We start from the raw sequence: 15,564 nt of genomic DNA, 5'->3' as shown, positions 1-15,564 counted from the left end.
CGATCGTCTCAGGCGACCGTCTGGCGTTCGCGCAGAATCGGCTCCAGGGCCTCGGCCACCGCGCGTCGCAGGTCGGCGGCGATCACCGGCTTGTGCATGACGCGGAAATTGCCGGCCTCCGCCTCCTGCGCGCGGGCGGGAGCGGTGTCGCCGGTGACCAGGATGCCGGGCAGGATGCGGCCGAGCGCCAGCCGGACCTCCCGGATCGCCTCGGTCCCGGTACGGCCGTCGCGCAGACGGTAATCGGCAACGATCAGGTTGGGAACCGGCCCGCGATTGGCGAGGTCGAGCGCCTCGCTGCAGGATTCGGCCGCCAGGACGACATAGCCCCACTCCTCCAGCATTGCGCGCATCCCTTCGCGCACGATTCCGTCGTCCTCGATCACCAGCACGGTGGTGGCGAAGCCCGGCGAGAGCACCAGCGGAGCGGGCATGGTCTTGGCCGCCGGCGCGTCGGCGATCGGCAGTTCCACCGTGAAGACCGATCCCTCGCCGGGGGCGGACCGCACCGTGACCTGATGGTCGAGCATCGCCGACAGCCGCCGCACCACCGCCAGACCGAGCCCAAGGCCCCGGTCGCGGTTGCGGCTGGGATTGCCGACCTGCACGAACTCCTGGAAGATGTCCTCCTGCTGGTCGGCAGGGATGCCGATGCCGGTGTCCCAGACCTCGATCCGCAGCATATCGCCCCGGCGGCGGCAGCCGATCAGGATGCGCCCCCTGTCGGTGTAGCGCAGTGCGTTCTCCACCAGATTCTGCAGGATGCGGCCCAACAGCATGGGATCGCTGCGGACATGGGCACTGCATGGCACGATGTGCAGGATCAGCCCCTTCTGGACGGCGACCGAGCGGCTGTTGGCGGCCACGCGGTCCATCACCTCCTGCAGCGGAAACACCTCCACTTCCGGAATCACCGCCCCGGCCTCCAGACGGGAAACGTCGAGCAGCCCGTCCAGCAGCATCTTCAGGGCGCCCAGCGCCCGATCCATGGTGCCCAGGACATTGCGGGTCATGCCGTCGCTGACGCGGGTGGACAGCACCTCCATCAGCAGCATCAGCGACTGTACCGGCTGGCGCAGGTCGTGACTGGCCGCCGCCAGGAATTTCGACTTCGCGACGTTCGCAACGTCGGCCTCCCGCCGGGCTTCCGTCAGCGCCGCCTGGGCCCGCTTGTGCTCGGAGATGTCGCGGACGGTGGCGATCAGGCTGACCAGACGGTTGTCGTGATCGCGCACCGGCGACGCGCTCAGTTCCAGGCAGCGCGGTCCTTGCGGGTCCGCCCCGTCCTCGACGAGGCCGGGACGGGTCAGTTCCACCCGCGCGTCCCGGCCCACCACGATGGCGTCGCGCAGCGGCTGCAGTGCCGCCCTGTCGTTCGTCGCCCGCTCCAGCGCGGTCAGGGCGCCACTGCCCATCAGGGCGGAGATCGGCGCACCCAGCAGCTGTTCCAGCGCCGGATTGACATAAACGATGGGCATGCCTGGCTGGGTGGCGTCGGCGATCATGATGCCGTCGTTGCTCCAGGCCAGCGCCCGGTTGCGCACCCTCAGCGCCCGGTCGGTGTGGCGGCGCCATTGCAGTTCGACGATGAAGGCGATGACAAACAGCAGGATAACGACCGTAGTGGCGACCGCCCAGCCGATATAGAGGCGGGCATTGTCGCGCCAGGGTCCGAACACCGTCTCCACCGATTCGCCGACGACCGCGATCACCGGATAATCGGGAGCCGACCGGAAGGCGGTGATCCGCTCCACGCCGTCGATCGGGCTGGTCAGGCGCATATGGCCGACCGGATGCTGCTTGATCGCCTGCCAAAGCTCTCCATTGGCCGAATCGCGGTTCGACGCCGCGTTCATCCCGGCGTTGCGGGAGATGATGATGCCGTCGGAGCGCAGCAGCGCCGCCGCACCGTCCGGCGGCAGGCCGAGCACGCGGTAATAGCGGACGAAGGATTCGACCGGAATGTCGGCGACGGCGATCCCGGCAAAGGTACCGTCGGTGTTCTCCAGCCGGCGCGACACCGGGATGATCAGGTCATGCGTCTCCGACGAGGCATAGGGAATGCCGATCACCAGCCCGCGCGGCGCGCTGTCACGGGCGATGCGGAACTCGTCGCGGTCGGTGATGGCCCCCTGGAAGGTTGCCCGTCCCCCGCCCATGGTCAGCAAGCCCGAGGCGTCATAGACGCGGACGCCCACCACCAGCCCCTCTTCGAAGGCGCGGCGGGAATCCAGGCGCATGGCGCGGTTGCGCTCGGTGTTGGCGATCAGGTCCAGCAGCAGGTCGTCGACCCGGCGGAAGGTGGAAACCGCATGCTCCTCCACCAGACGGGCGACGACGGCGGTCTTCTCATGGGCCGTCTGGTCGAGCAGGCGCTCTTCCCGATGCAGACGGTCGAGCAGAATCCACCACAGGGCCGCGATGGCCAGTGCAACCGCCAGGGCAGGCAGGACCAGCCGCCCGCCGAAACCGGAAAAAAGCCAGAGCGCCCGCTTCACGTATACCCCGAACGCAGTGGATCATCCGCCGGCCGCGTCCGTCGGCGAAAATGTGGACGGCAGCGGCAGGCGGACGCCAGCATGCCGTAACGCCCGTGCCGACGCAACGCCATTACCGGCAAGGTGGCAGCGGCGGACAGTTGCTCCACCCAGGCAGACCAGCGCCATCACCACCACCGACGGCACCGCACCCACTGCGCCGAAAAGCCGGCTTTGCCACGCTTCCCTGGCCGGCTATACCGCCGCGATGAATTTCGCACGCGCCATCGCCACCGTCGGCGGCCTGACCCTGCTGAGCCGGCTGGCCGGCTTCGCACGCGACATCCTGACCGCGGCCGTGCTCGGCGCCGGGCCGGTCGCCGACGCCTTCTTCGTCGCGCTGAAGCTGCCCAACCTGTTCCGCCGCCTGTTCGCGGAAGGCGCCTTCGGTGTCGCCTTCGTTCCGCTCTTTGCCGCAGAGTTGCAGACCCGAGGGCGCGCGGCCGCCATCCGCTTCGCGGAGGAGGCGCTGGCGATGCTGCTGGCGATGCTGCTGCCCTTCACCTTGGCCGCCATCGTCGCCATGCCCTGGCTGATGCACGGCCTGGCCCCCGGCTTTGCCGACGAGCCGGCCAAGTTCGACCTGGCGGTGGACATGGCGCGGCTGACCTTCCCCTATCTGGCGCTGATCTCGCTGGTGGCACTGCTGGGCGGAGTGCTGAACGCGCTCGACCGTTTCGGCCCCTTCGCCGCCGCCCCCATCGCCTTCAACCTGACGCTGGTCGCCGCCCTGCTGATCGCCCCGCGGCTGGGGCTGGAGCCCGGCACCGCCATGGCGGCTGCGGTCACGCTGTCTGGTGCGGTGCAGGTCGGTTGGATGGCCTGGGCCTGCGGCAAGGCGGGCGTGGCCCTGCGGCTGCGTCCGCCGCGCATGACGGAAGGGATGCGGCGGCTGTTCAGGCTGATCGGGCCGGGTGCGGTCGGGGCCGGCGTCATGCAGATCAACCTGTTCCTGAACATCGTGCTGGCCTCGCTGCTGCCGTCGGGCGCGGTGTCCTTCCTTTATTATGCCGACCGGCTGAACCAGATGCCGCTGGGCGTCATCGGCATCGCCATCGGCACCGCCCTTCTGCCGGTTCTGGCCCGCCACGTCGCCGCCGGGGACGAGCGGATGGTCCGCCATTACCTGAGCCGCGCACTGGAGTTCAGCCTGCTGCTCGGCCTGCCGGCGGCGGTCGCGCTGGGTGTGGCGGGAGCGCCGATCGTCTCCGTCCTGTTCCAGCGCGGCGCCTTCGGTCCGGAGGAGGCGCAGGCCACGGCGATGGCTCTCGCCGCCTATGCCGTCGGCATCCCAGCCTATGTGATCGTGAAGTCGCTGAACGCCGCCTTCTTCGCCCGCCACGACACGGTGACGCCGGTGCGCGTCGCCGTCATCGTGACGGTGGCGACCGCAATGCTGGCGCTGCTGCTGATGCCCTGGCTGGGCCATGTCGGCATCGCGCTCGCCACCGGTTTGACCGCCTGGCTGGATGTCGGGCTGCTGGTTGCGGCGATGCGGAGGCGCGGCCTGTTCGACCTCGACGACCGACTGAAACGCCGCGCGCCGCGCATCGCGGTGGCGGCGACCGGCATGGGGGCGGCGTTGCTGGTCGGCGACCATGCGCTGGCGCCCTGGCTGGCGGCGTCGTCCACCGCGGTGCGGTTCGCCGCCCTGGCGCTGCTGGTGGCCGGCGGCGCGGCGACCTTCGGTGGGCTGGCGGTGCTGCTGGGCGGGGCGAAGCTCGGGGACATGAAGGGAATGCTGTCGAAGTCCTCCTCTCCGCAAGGAGCAGAGGAGACCGCAAGTCATGGCTAGCCGCACTTGACGGCGGTCATATGCAGTCGTACAAGCGATCCCACGTGGTGATTTGGTCGACCGGCTTGCGGGCCACGTAAAACAATCCGCTAAAAAGGTCCGAGCCGCGTCCGCGCCTCGACCCGATCGGTCGGGGCGTTTTTTGTTTGCGGCCGGCCTCGCCCCACCGGCGATCATCAGGGGAGAGTTGCGGAATGTCGCGCACCGATCATCGCAATCCGAACGTCGCGGGGCTGCGCCCGCGGTCCAAGCTGGTCCATGGCGGCATCCGCCGCTCGCAGTTCGACGAGACCTGCGAGGCGCTGTACCAGACCTCCGGTTTCGTCTACGGCTCGGCCGAGGAGGCGGAGAACGCCTTCGCCAACGACGGCTCGCGCCATGTCTACTCGCGCTTCCGCAACCCGACCTCGGCGATGTTCGAGGACCGGCTGTCCGAGTATGAGGGCGCCGAATGGGCCTATGCCACAGCCAGCGGCATGGCGGCGGTGCATGGCGCGCTGATGAGCGGCCTGCGCGCCGGCGACCGGGTGGTGGCGCCGCGGGCGCTGTTCATCTCCTGCTATTGGATCCTGAAGGAGCTGTGTGGCCGCTACGGCATCGAGACGGTGTTCGTCGACGGCACCAACCTGACGGAGTGGGAAGAGGCGCTGTCCAAGCCGACCAGGGCGGTCTTCCTGGAAACCCCGTCGAACCCCGGGCTCGAGGTCGTCGATCTCAAGGCGGTCTGCGATCTCGCCCACAAGGCGGGCGCGGTGGTCGTCGTCGACAACGCCTTCGCCACGCCTGTCCTGCAGCGTCCGTTCGACTTCGGCGCCGACGTCATCATCTATTCGGCGACCAAGCACATCGACGGTCAGGGCCGCTGCCTGGGCGGCGTCATCCTGGCAAAGGACAAGAAATACGCCTCCGAGGTCATCCATCCCTTCCTGCGCAACACCGGCCCGACCATCTCCCCCTTCAATTCGTGGCTGCTGCTGAAGGGGATGGAGACGCTGGATCTGCGTGTGCAGGCCCAGTCGTCGGCCGGTCTGCAGGTCGCCGAGTTCCTGGAAAGCCACCCGAAGGTCGCCCAGGTGCTGTATCCGCTGCTGCCCAGCCACCCGCAATATGATCTGGTGCGCAAGCAGATGACCGGCGGCGGCAACATGCTGTCGGTCTTCCTGAAGGGCGGCAAGACCGAGGCGTTCAACACGCTGAACGGCCTGCGCATGGTGATGATCTCCAACAATCTCGGTGATTCGAAGAGCCTCATCACCCACCCCGCCACCACCACCCACTCCAAGCTGACGGACGAGGAAAAGGTCGCGGCGCGGATCGAACCCGGCCTGCTGCGCCTGTCCGTTGGTCTTGAGGACCCCCAGGACATCATCGAAGATCTCGACCGCGCGCTCGCCGAGGCGTAAAGATCGTGCCGGAACTTATGCTGCAGTGCAGCGTTGATGCTGCAACCAAGTTCCGGCAACGATTTTTCGAGAGAGGGGCGACGCCCATGTCATCACAGAACGCCGGCAACGGCCATCCCACCGACAGGCTTCTTGCGGTGGCGGGGCAGCTTACCAAGACCGGCCTTCGCAGCAGCGAAATGGGCGTCGCGGCCGCGCAGACCATCGGCTATCGCACGGCGATGATGACGGCTGCGCTTGCGAACCCCATCGACTTCGCCAATCCGGAGTTCATCCGCATGGGGGCGGAGAAGGTGGAGGCGGCGGTCGAAGCCTTCCATGCGGTCGCGACCGGCATCGGCGAGTTCGGACAGGCCTGGATCACCATGATCACCAAGCAGACCCAGGCGGCGGCCGCCACCATCGGCGGGCTCGCCACCTGCAAGAATCCGGTGGAGATCGTCGACGTGCAGCAGCGTCTGCTGGCCGACGCGGTCGATGCCGGCATCCACGCCAACCTGCGCCTGATGGAGGCGACGGCGGCACTGGCCGCCGCCGGCATGAACCCCGCCTACCGCAAAGTGCGCGCCAACGCCCGCCGCCTCGCCCGCGAGCAGGCCTGATCCGCGAGCAGGCATGAAGGGTCACACGACCTCCGGCGGGGCAAGGCGGCAGCAACTGCCGTCCTGCTCCACCTGGATGGTGGCGTGGCCGATGCCGAAGCGGTCCTTCAGCACCGACGAGAGCTCCAGCAGGAGACCGTCGCCCTGGTCGGTGCCGGGACGCACCAGATGGGCGGTCAGCGCGGTTTCCGTCGTGCTGATCGGCCAGATGTGCAGATCATGCACCTCCTCCACGCCGGGCAGTCCGGCCAGATAGCGCTCCACCTCCGCCCGATCGATGCCGTCGGGAACCGCATCCATCGCCAGCCGTACCGAATCGCGCAGCAGGCCCCAGGTCCCGGCGATGATGACCAGCGCGATGACGATGCTGGTCACCGGATCCAGCCACAGCCAGCCGGTGAAGCGGATCGCCAGCGCCGCGATGACGACGCCCACCGACACAGCGGCGTCGGCCGCCATGTGCAGATAGGCGCCGCGCAGGTTGATGTCCCGCTTCTGCCCGCCCATGAACAACCACGCGGTCCAGGCATTGATGACGATGCCGATCACCGCCACCACCATGACCGTGGTTTCCGCCACCGGCTGCGGATCGGCAAGCCGATATGCCGCCTCCAGCAGGATGGCGCCGACGGCGATCAGCAGGATCATCGCGTTCAGCAGCGACGCCAGGATCGACGCGTTGCCGAAGCCGTAGGTATAGCGCCCCTGCGGAATCCGCCGGCCGAGCCACGCCGCGCCCCAGGCCAGCAGCAACCCCATCACGTCGCTGAGATTGTGCCCGGCATCGGCCAGCAGTGCCGTGGAATTGGCGAGCAGCCCATAGACCGCCTCCACGACCACGAACCCGATGTTCAGCAACGCACCCAGCGCGAAGGACCGGTCGTAGCGCGCCGGTCCGTGATGGTGATGGTCGCCGTGGTCGTGCCCGGCCTCCGAAGAACCGCCATGGGAATGGCCGTGCGGCATGGTGAATGGCCCCGTCATCGCAATACACGTCACCGTACCGCCGACTTTGGGCGTGCGGGCGCCGCCGGACAAGTCCGGCGATGGAGGATCTGCATCCTCTTGCGCCGCCCCGCCGCGGCGCCTAGCTTCGCGCGGACACTCACGATCAACAGTGAACGAAGGAAATGGTCATGAAGGCGCGCGTCACTTGGGTGGACGGCAAGATGTTCGTCGGCGAATCCGGCAGCGGCCATGCCGTGGTGATGGACGGCGCCCCGGAATCCGGCGGTCGCAACGCCGGCATCCGCCCGATGGAAATGCTGCTGATCGGCATGGGCGGCTGCACTTGCTTCGACGTGGTGATGATCCTGGAAAAGGGCCGTCAGCAGATCACCGACTGCGTCGCCGCCATCGAGGCCGAGCGGGCGGACACCGATCCGAAGGTCTTCACCAAGATCCACGTCCATTTCACCGTGACCGGCCGCAAGCTGGACCCCGCCAAGGTGGAGCGCGCCATTGCCCTGTCGGCGGAGAAATACTGCTCCGCCTCGATCATGCTGGGACAGACCGCGGCCATCACCCATGACTTCGAGGTGGTCGAGGCCCCGTAAAGGCGACGGCCTCCGCGTCTTTTCAGTTGCATTCATACGCGTGACTCGCGAAGGATCGGATCGCATTTCCGAACCTTCGCGATCAGTGCGTGCGCCTTACCCCACTTCTCATTCTACTCGCGGCATCTCCGGTTCTGGCCGATGAGGCAAGATACAGCCTGTCCGACTGGGGCGGGATCGGGCTGTTGCAGATGCCGAATGCCCGGATGGCGCCGGACGGTTCGATGAGCGGCGGGCTGACCGCGCTCGGCGACCTGCACCGCCACTACACCATATCCGCCCAGCCGCTGCCCTGGCTGGAGGTCACCGCACGCAACAGCGCCTATCCCGGCTATTACGGCCTCACCGAGCCCGGTCTCGATCTGAAGCTCCGGGTGCGGCGGGAGGACGAGCGCGGGCCGGCGCTGGTGATCGGCGGGCGCGACGTCACCGGGTCGGGGCTGGACCTGCCGGGCAAGGGCCGCTTCGCCGGCGAATATGTTGCCCTGTCGCGGCGCTGGTGGGACCTTGACCTGACGCTCGGCATGGGATGGGGCACGCTGGGAGAGGGCGGGCAACTGCGCAACCCGCTGCGCTTCCTGGGAGGCCGTTTCCGCCGCGATCGCGATCCATCGGCATGGCCGGCCACACGCGGCCCCAAGGCATGGTTCAGCGGCGAGCGGGTGGCGCTGTTCGGCGGGGTGGAGTGGCACACGCCGGTCGACGGGCTGAGCCTGAAGCTGGAGTCCTCCGGCGACCGCTTCCGCGCCCAGCGGCAGGACGAACCGGGCTTTGAGTCCGGCAGCCGCTACAGCCTGGGCCTGTCCTGGCGCCCGGCATCCTGGGCCGACCTGGGCGCAGCCTATGAACAGGGCAGACGCCTGATGCTGCGGCTGTCGGTCCGCTTCGACCCCGCGGTGGATGCCGACCGCCCCGACCGCCCTCCCCCCGGCGTCGGGCCACGCCCATCGGCCGGGTCCGCCCTGTCGGCCGATGCCATCGCCCTGGTGGCGCGCAGCCGCGGCCTGCCGGTTCGCTCTGCCCGCATCGACGGAGAGATCGCGACCCTGTGGCTCGATCCGGCCGGCAATGGACGGATGCCGCTGGCGCGCGAGGTTGGCGACGCGGCCCGCCTGCTGGCCGATCTGGCGCCGCCGCAGGTCGAGCGGTTGCGCGTCGTCACCGGCGCCGGCGGCCTGGACACAGCTTCCGTTACCGTGCTGCGCCGCGATCTGGAACGGGCCGCCAATCACCGCGGCAGCGCCGAGGAGATCTGGCGAACGACGCAACTCGCCGCCGCCGCGGCCCCGCCGCCGGACTGGCGCCCCCGGCTCGACCTGTCCACCCAGCTGGTCGCGAGCTTCGATCTGGCGGAGTTGGGGACTGCGCTGGCCCAGCGCACCCACACCGACGTGATGCTGCGGGCGGAGCCTCTGCGCGGGCTGGTGCTGGGCGGCGGACTGCGCATCAATGCGCCAAGCGATCTGCAACTGCTGGACACCAATGCCGTGCCGGCGGCGCAGCCGGTACGAAGCGATCTTCCGCGCTACGCCGACCGCCCACTGGCCCTCGACCATGCTTATGCGGCGTGGCTCGCCCGGCCGGCGGAGGGGCTGACGACACGGTTGTCCGCCGGCCATCTGGAGGAGATGTATGCGGGCCTCGGTGCCGAGGCACTGTTCCAGCCATTCGCCGCCCGCTGGGCGCTCGGCCTCGACCTCAATCAGGTCTGGAAGCGGCGGCCGGAAAGCCTGCTGGCCTTCGACCACGGCGACGCCCGCGGCACCGGGCATCTCAGTCTCTATTGGGAGAGCCCCGGCGCAGACACGACCACCGCGTTGCGGCTCGGGCGCTATCTCGGCGGCGATTGGGGCGGAACGGTGGAGGTGATGCGCCGCTTCGACGGCGGCATCGGCCTAAGCGCCCACACCACCTGGACCGAGGGTCCGGACGGCGCCCAGAGCCGCTTCGGTGGACGGATGGATTGGGGGTTGGCGCTGGTGGTGCCGATCGCGGCATCGGGATGGCTGCCGGTCGGCGGCACGGTGGAAACGGCGGTCCGCACGCTGGGCCGCGACGCCGGACAGCGCCTGCAGCAACCGCTGCCGCTCTACGATCTCCGCGTGCCGGGAGGCGTCGGCCGCCTCACCGGCACATGGTCTAAACTGCTGGAGTGACGTCAGCGGCCCGGCGTAACCGAGGGGTTGAGCGGGTCCAGGACCACGGTCGTCCACTTGCCCTGCGGGGTCATGGCGTTGGCGACGTATCGGTCCCCGTCCTTGCGGAAATCGCGCAACGAGACATAGCCGGCGGCGCTGAGCTGGTTCAGCAGTGTCGTCTGGCGCAGTTCGATCGGCTTCTGCCCGGGACCGCGGCGTGCGGCGACGCCGGACGCCGGTCCGGAGGATGAGCGCCCCGACTCCATGGCGGACGATCCCGTCAGATCGCCGCCGGTGCTGCCGGAATAGGCGCCCGCATGGGTCTTGCCGCCCGGCTGGCTTTGGGAACCCGAATAGCTTTGGGAATAGGTCTGCTGCGCCATCGCGGCGGGCGCCAGCGCGAGCGAAGCGGCCATGGCCGCCAGGAACAGTCCGGTCTTCATGGAATCCTCTCCTGCTGTCGGCTTGTCTTGCCGTCGAATGCCGGTCCTCAAGAACACGAAACTACCTGGCCGCGCCTTTGTTGCATAAATGCCAGCCCGCACCGCCCAAGCGGCGACCCGATACTCCGACCGGTCGGAACGCGGGAACATCGCGCCCACGACAGTGTTCTGGTCTTCGAATGCCGCCGCACCGGCTGTGCTTACCGTCACCTTCCCGACTTGCCAGCGAGGCAGTGTCCATGTGGCGGAGACGACGGGACGGCGGGTGCGGCCACGACTTGTCTCATCTGTGACGCCGGCAGTCCTTGGCGACTATTCGGCCGAGCGAGGGAGGGTATGATGCTCTATTGGGCTCTTGTTTTCTTCGTCATCGCGCTGATCGCGGGCGCGCTCGGGTTCGGCGGAATCGCGTCGGCCAGCTCCGGCATCGCGCAGATTCTGTTCTTCCTGTTCCTGATCCTGTTCGCCATCAGCCTGATCATGGGTCTGGTGCGGCGACGGTAGACAGGAGGCCGTCCGGCCGGGCGATCGGCCAATGGGATTCTCCGCCGGGACCTTTTCCCACGCGAAGGAACCATAGACGGATCGCCCGGTTGATTACGGCATCTCCTGACGCTGCGACACTCTCTCCTCCCGAGGTGACGTCAGGGCCGGCGAGCCCGGGCGGCACTTCGATTGTCCCCGCCTCCGGCGGCGTCCGACACGGGCGCCGCCGTTCTTTTTCCGCCTTTGCGGATTGATGTGGTTGCAAGTGAAAACGGGGCACCCGACGACCGGGCACCCCGCGAAATCCATCCTGTCTCCGATGCCCGCCCGCTCAGGCGCCCGTGCTTCAGGCGTCCGCGTCGTCCGACGGATTCTGGCCCTCCATCAGAAGCCGCAGGGCGCGGCGGCCGCGCGACAGGCGCGACTTCACGGTGCCGATGGAGATGCCGAGGATGTCGGCCGCCTCGTTGTAGGAAATGCCCTCCAGACCGATCAGCAGAACGACCTCGCGCTGTTCGTTGGGGAGCAGGGCAAGGGCCCGGCGCAGGTCGCGCAGTTCCATCCGCACGAACTGCGAGCCCGGTGCGGCCCCGATCGCCGCCTGCGCCTCGGCGTCGATGTCGACCACCGGCTGGCGGCGGCGTACGCCGTTGATGTGAAGGTTGCGCAGGATGGTGAACAGCCAGGCGCGGAGATTGGTGCCGGGCCGCCACAGATGCAGGCGCGACAACGCCCGTTCAAGGCATTCCTGAACCAGATCGTCGGCCAGCGTCGCATCGCGAACCATGGCGCGGGCGAACCGGCGCAGTCGTGGAATTTCCTCCTCGATCTGGCGGATCACCGCGGGATCGGACGGAGCATTGGGATCAGGGCGGAAATCGTCCTCGGTTTCCGCCTGCACGGCCACCACGCCGGTGTCGGCTACGGCCGTATCGGCTTCGCCGGCCTCGGTGCTGGCTTCGGCCCGCTTGGCCTCCGCATGGGCAGTCAAATGGGTCTCCATCCCGGCATCGGCGGTATTCGGGTCTGTGTACGTCGGCAGGCCGTCCGAACGGGTCCGGCCAACGGCCTCGGCGCCGAACGGCATCGGATCGGCCAGTGCCGGGCCGCGCGGTCGGTCGCTCAAGGTTGTCGCGACGTGGTTCGCCATCGGTGAAACGATGCCTCCTTCAATGCCGTTCGCCACGGCGACGCCGACCGCTTTCTTCGAGTGCGGGCGACAATGCCGGGGCCTCCGGCGCGAAGGCCCCGGACGCGGGAATCTCCAAGGGAAACTCCATCGTCCGGGGCCATCGAATTTGCAGCCGATTATCTGGCCCGATCCGTACGTAATCAGTGCACAAAGGAGCTGCCAGTTGGGAAAAAGGCTAGTGGGTCATACAATAGGGCCGGTTAACCCCTAGAGTACCCCGTGTATCCCACGCCAATCACCGTTCGGGCGTTGGCGTAACATCTGGTCTTTCGTTATTTCTCCAACTCGATTGGAGGACGCATGACCAACGTGAAAAGAAAAAGACCGACCGACATTCGTCGATCGGCCTATGTATTTTTTATTGGCAGCGCCACATCAAGCACTTACGGCGATGTATTTTCCGGCAGCCGGCCTTCCGTTTCGGCTTATGCCACCACGCCTGACACCCGGCCAGACGGATACAGCGGCGTCCTCCCCGAGAGTTCTGCTTCCGACCTTTCGATGGTCTCCGAAAGCCTGAAGAAAATCATACAGGGGGGTCCTGTGGAAGGCCACACGAACCTTTGCGGTACACCGTCCGCGTCGCACAGTCCCGCAACCTCACGACGCATCACCAGACACGGCACCCGCCCGGCACGATTGGCGGCGTTGTCGGCGGCAATGCTCCTGCCTGCCCTGCTGGCGGCGGCTCCGGCGAATGCCGGCATCTCCGAGAAGACCGTTGCCGCGCTGGAGGCCCTCGCCAACAAGGGCAGCGCCCGTGCGCAATATGAACTGGCGCAGCATTACGACCGCGCCGACGGGGTGAAGGCCGACTCCCGGCTCGCCTTATCCCTCTATTGCCGCGCCGCCCGCCAGGACTATGCCGACGCGGCGTTGATGGCCGGCCGGATGCACATGGCCGGGCTGGGTGGCGTGTCCAAGGATGCCGATCTCGGCCGCGCCTGGCTGCGCAAGGCCGCATCCCTCGGCAACGAGCAGGCGGAGCGGCTGGTCGGCACTGTCAGCGTCACGGTGAAGGCGCCCGACCGCTGCGAGCCGCCCAACCTGCGATGGGGCATCATCCGCAAGCCGCCTGCCGAGATCCGCGCCATGGTGCAGAAGATGGCGCCGACCTACGGCCTCGACCCCGATCTGGTGCTGGCGGTCATCGCGGTCGAGTCCGGCTACCGCGTCGACGTCGTGTCGAACAAGAACGCCCAGGGCCTGATGCAATTGATCCCGGAGACCGCCGAGCGTTTCGGCGTCTCCGACCCCTTCAACGCCGAACAGAACCTGCGCGGCGGCATGAAGTACCTGCGGTGGCTGCTGGCCTATTTCGATGGGAACGTCGCCTATGCGCTGGCGGGCTACAACGCCGGCGAGGGAGCGGTCCTGCAGTACAAGGGCATCCCGCCCTACCGCGAGACGAAGGATTACGTGACCAAAATCCGCAGCATCTACGCGCAGACCTATCATCCCTTCAACCGGGATGTCGTGCAGTCCGCCGGCCTCGTCAGCACCGCGCGAGAGGAGGTCGCCGAGCTGTCGCTTTCGACCAGAACGCGCAGCAGCGGAAAGCGGTGAGGACGGGAGATTGCGACTCGGAAAAATGCGACTCGAACGACTCGGGAGTGGCTTGGTTAACACTTTGGTTATAAAATGACGATTACCCTCGGGGCACGACGGATTTCGCAAGCGCTGGCGCCCATCGGGACGCCATCCCGCGTCACCCGCCAGCGTCTCACCTGCAACGTTTCATCCGAACGTTTCCCGAGGACCTGCCCGATGCCCATGGCCGCCGACGTCGACACCATCGAACGCACCTCCATCGTCGCCTACACGCTGCTGAACGAGCTTCATGAAGTCCTGGCCCTGCCCAAGGCTCCGGACGACGTCACGCTGGGCATCCTGATGGGCATGGCCATGTTCCTCGACGACAAGGTCGGCCCGATGCGTGCCAAGCGCCTGATGAGCGAGGCGCCGACCATCGTGCTGAAGACGGACGCCCACGTCACCGCCGACCAGGCCCAGCGCATCATGCCGGTGCTGCGCGCCTTCGGCGATCACCTGAAGGAACTGCGCATGAAGGCGGAGCGTCCGGTCAGCGGCTCCGTCGGCTGACGCCAACCATCGATTTCCAAGTTTTGCCGATTTCCGAATTTTGCGGACCCGACGCCGACCGCGGCGCCGGGTCCGTCGTGTCGGCCGGCTGTCAGGCTGCTTGACCGAACGGTGAAATGGGCCGAAGCTTTCGGCCCATGGACTGGTTCACCGGGATCAGCATCGTCGCCATCATGGCCGGCGTGACCGTCAGTACCGTCGTGCTGGTGGCCGTCGGATCGATCCGCCGCAGCCTGAACGAGGCGGCGGGCCGCCAGTCCCAGCAAATCCGCAAGCTGACGGAGACGGTGGCGACCCTGTCCCAGCAGCAGCAGGCGGCGCAGACCCGCATCCAGCAACTGACCGACGCCAACCGCAAGCTGTCCGACGAGCTGTCGGCGCTGGGCGAACGGCTGAACGACGCCGACACGGTCAAGCGCGTGGCCGGCACGGCGAGGCTTCTCCATTGACCGCGACTGTCCTTCCCGACGCCCCTTCTTCCGATGCGGCCCCTCCCGATGCGGCCAGAGAGCGTGACCGCTGGGCCGCCAGCGCCGACGCCTGGGACCGCTGGGCCGATCCGATGGCCGATCTCGCCGACAAATTGAACCGGCCGCTTCTGGACGCCGCCGGTCTGAGGGAGGGTCACCGTCTGCTCGACCTCGCATCGGGCGCGGGCGAGCCGGCGTTGAGCGCTGCGCGCCGCGCCGGACCCGATGGGCTTGTCGTCGGCAGCGACCTCGTTCCCGGCATGATGGCCGGCGCCGTCCGTCGTGCCCGCAGCGTGGAGGGACCGGCCCCCGCCTTCACCGCCGCCGACATGACCGCCCTGCCCTTCGCCGACGCCGCCTTCGACGGGGTGACCTGCCGCTTCGGCATCATGTTCGTGCCGGGCGTGGATTCCGCCCTGCGCGAGGTGCGGCGCGTCCTGCGCCCCGGCGGCAAGGCGGCCTTCATGGTGTGGGGTCCGCGCGCCGGCAACGGCCTGTTCGCGGAGATCGGCGACGTGGTCGCCGACCATCTCGGCGAGGACGGCAGCCTCGACCCGTTGTTCCGCTTCGCCAAGCCGGGATTGCTGTCCGAGGTGATGCGGGCCGCCGGCTTTGCCGAAACCTCGGAGACCGACCTGACCCCGGTGCGCAAGGCCCCCGCCGGCCAGCCCTTCTGGCGCGCCGCGCTGGACATGAGCTTCGGCCACCGGCTGGGGGGACTGAGCGCGGAGCGGCGCAAGGCGCTGGAGCAGGACATCGCCAAGCGGTTCGATGCCCAGGCGGTGGACGGCATCGTGCCGGTGCCATCGCACGCGCGGATCGTCGTGGGGTGGTGAGGT

14 protein-coding genes and 1 riboswitch are annotated in these 15,564 nt (G+C 68.0%); of the genes, 10 read left to right on the top strand and 4 right to left on the bottom strand.

The annotated features are described in order from the left end of the window. Positions 1 to 8: 8 nt before the first annotated feature. Entirely contained in the window at positions 9 to 2,498 is a 2,490-nt protein-coding gene (locus tag FZ029_RS09395) for an ATP-binding protein (protein WP_149269021.1), read from the bottom strand. A 247-nt stretch (positions 2,499 to 2,745) separates the two neighbouring features. On the opposite strand from FZ029_RS09395, the gene murJ reads away from it, so the two are divergent. The 3 genes from murJ to FZ029_RS09380 all read left to right on the top strand — a co-directional run bounded on the left by murJ (position 2,746) and on the right by FZ029_RS09380 (position 6,337). After that, positions 2,746 to 4,332 carry a murein biosynthesis integral membrane protein MurJ gene (gene murJ, locus FZ029_RS09390; RefSeq protein WP_149269020.1) on the top strand — a complete coding sequence of 529 codons (1,587 nt, stop codon included), beginning with the start codon at positions 2,746 to 2,748 and terminating at the stop codon, positions 4,330 to 4,332. Between the two features lie 34 nt (positions 4,333 to 4,366). Next, a riboswitch (SAM riboswitch) is annotated at positions 4,367 to 4,446 on the top strand. Positions 4,447 to 4,526: 80 nt separating this feature from the next. Then, positions 4,527 to 5,735, top strand: a complete 1,209-nt coding sequence (gene metZ, locus FZ029_RS09385) for an O-succinylhomoserine sulfhydrylase (protein WP_149269019.1) — start codon at positions 4,527 to 4,529, stop codon at positions 5,733 to 5,735. Positions 5,736 to 5,821: 86 nt separating this feature from the next. Continuing rightward, positions 5,822 to 6,337, top strand: a complete 516-nt coding sequence (locus FZ029_RS09380) for a phasin family protein (RefSeq protein WP_149269018.1) — start codon at positions 5,822 to 5,824, stop codon at positions 6,335 to 6,337. Between the two features lie 21 nt (positions 6,338 to 6,358). Here FZ029_RS09380 and FZ029_RS09375 read toward each other — a convergent pair whose 3' ends face one another. Then, positions 6,359 to 7,321: a cation diffusion facilitator family transporter gene (locus FZ029_RS09375; protein WP_247892229.1), complete on the bottom strand. Its 963-nt coding sequence runs from the start codon at positions 7,319 to 7,321 to the stop codon at positions 6,359 to 6,361. Between the two features lie 152 nt (positions 7,322 to 7,473). Between FZ029_RS09375 and FZ029_RS09370 the strand changes: the two genes are divergently transcribed. After that, a complete protein-coding gene (locus FZ029_RS09370; RefSeq protein ID WP_149269017.1) occupies positions 7,474 to 7,893 on the top strand; it encodes an OsmC family protein in 420 nt (139 codons plus the stop codon). Between the two features lie 89 nt (positions 7,894 to 7,982). Then, a complete protein-coding gene (locus FZ029_RS09365) occupies positions 7,983 to 10,049 on the top strand; it encodes a YjbH domain-containing protein (protein WP_149269016.1) in 2,067 nt (688 codons plus the stop codon). Between the two features lie 2 nt (positions 10,050 to 10,051). Here the strand turns inward: FZ029_RS09365 and FZ029_RS09360 are convergent, their stop codons facing one another. After that, on the bottom strand, positions 10,052 to 10,474 hold the full coding sequence (locus tag FZ029_RS09360; RefSeq protein ID WP_149269015.1) for a hypothetical protein: 423 nt from the start codon (positions 10,472 to 10,474) through the stop codon (positions 10,052 to 10,054). Positions 10,475 to 10,813: 339 nt separating this feature from the next. On the opposite strand from FZ029_RS09360, the gene FZ029_RS09355 reads away from it, so the two are divergent. Then, positions 10,814 to 10,978: a DUF1328 domain-containing protein gene (locus FZ029_RS09355; protein WP_085090676.1), complete on the top strand. Its 165-nt coding sequence runs from the start codon at positions 10,814 to 10,816 to the stop codon at positions 10,976 to 10,978. A gap of 328 nt (positions 10,979 to 11,306) precedes the next feature. Here FZ029_RS09355 and FZ029_RS33575 read toward each other — a convergent pair whose 3' ends face one another. Further along, complete coding sequence (locus FZ029_RS33575; RefSeq protein WP_247892228.1) at positions 11,307 to 12,110, bottom strand: RNA polymerase sigma factor; 804 nt, start codon at positions 12,108 to 12,110, stop codon at positions 11,307 to 11,309. Positions 12,111 to 12,812: 702 nt separating this feature from the next. On the opposite strand from FZ029_RS33575, the gene FZ029_RS09345 reads away from it, so the two are divergent. From FZ029_RS09345 to FZ029_RS09330, 4 genes are all read left to right on the top strand, one after another. After that, entirely contained in the window at positions 12,813 to 13,718 is a 906-nt protein-coding gene (locus FZ029_RS09345; RefSeq protein WP_247892227.1) for a transglycosylase SLT domain-containing protein, read from the top strand. A 201-nt stretch (positions 13,719 to 13,919) separates the two neighbouring features. Continuing rightward, the gene (locus FZ029_RS09340) at positions 13,920 to 14,255 is read left to right on the top strand and encodes a hypothetical protein (protein WP_149269014.1); all 336 of its coding nucleotides are present in this window, start codon (positions 13,920 to 13,922) and stop codon (positions 14,253 to 14,255) included. A gap of 137 nt (positions 14,256 to 14,392) precedes the next feature. Further along, positions 14,393 to 14,704: a hypothetical protein gene (locus FZ029_RS09335; protein ID WP_149198568.1), complete on the top strand. Its 312-nt coding sequence runs from the start codon at positions 14,393 to 14,395 to the stop codon at positions 14,702 to 14,704. Then, positions 14,701 to 15,561, top strand: coding sequence for a methyltransferase domain-containing protein (locus tag FZ029_RS09330; RefSeq protein WP_247892226.1), 861 nt, complete (start codon positions 14,701 to 14,703; stop codon positions 15,559 to 15,561). The genes FZ029_RS09335 and FZ029_RS09330 overlap by 4 nt, the downstream gene beginning before the upstream one ends. Positions 15,562 to 15,564 lie beyond the last annotated feature (3 nt).

The sequence above is a fragment of the Azospirillum sp. Sh1 genome, assembly GCF_008365135.1.
In the GTDB taxonomy this organism is placed as follows: Bacteria; Pseudomonadota; Alphaproteobacteria; order Azospirillales; family Azospirillaceae; genus Azospirillum; species Azospirillum oryzae.
Note: the sequence above shows the minus strand (reverse complement) of the source record. Positions and strands in the feature narration are given on the sequence as shown.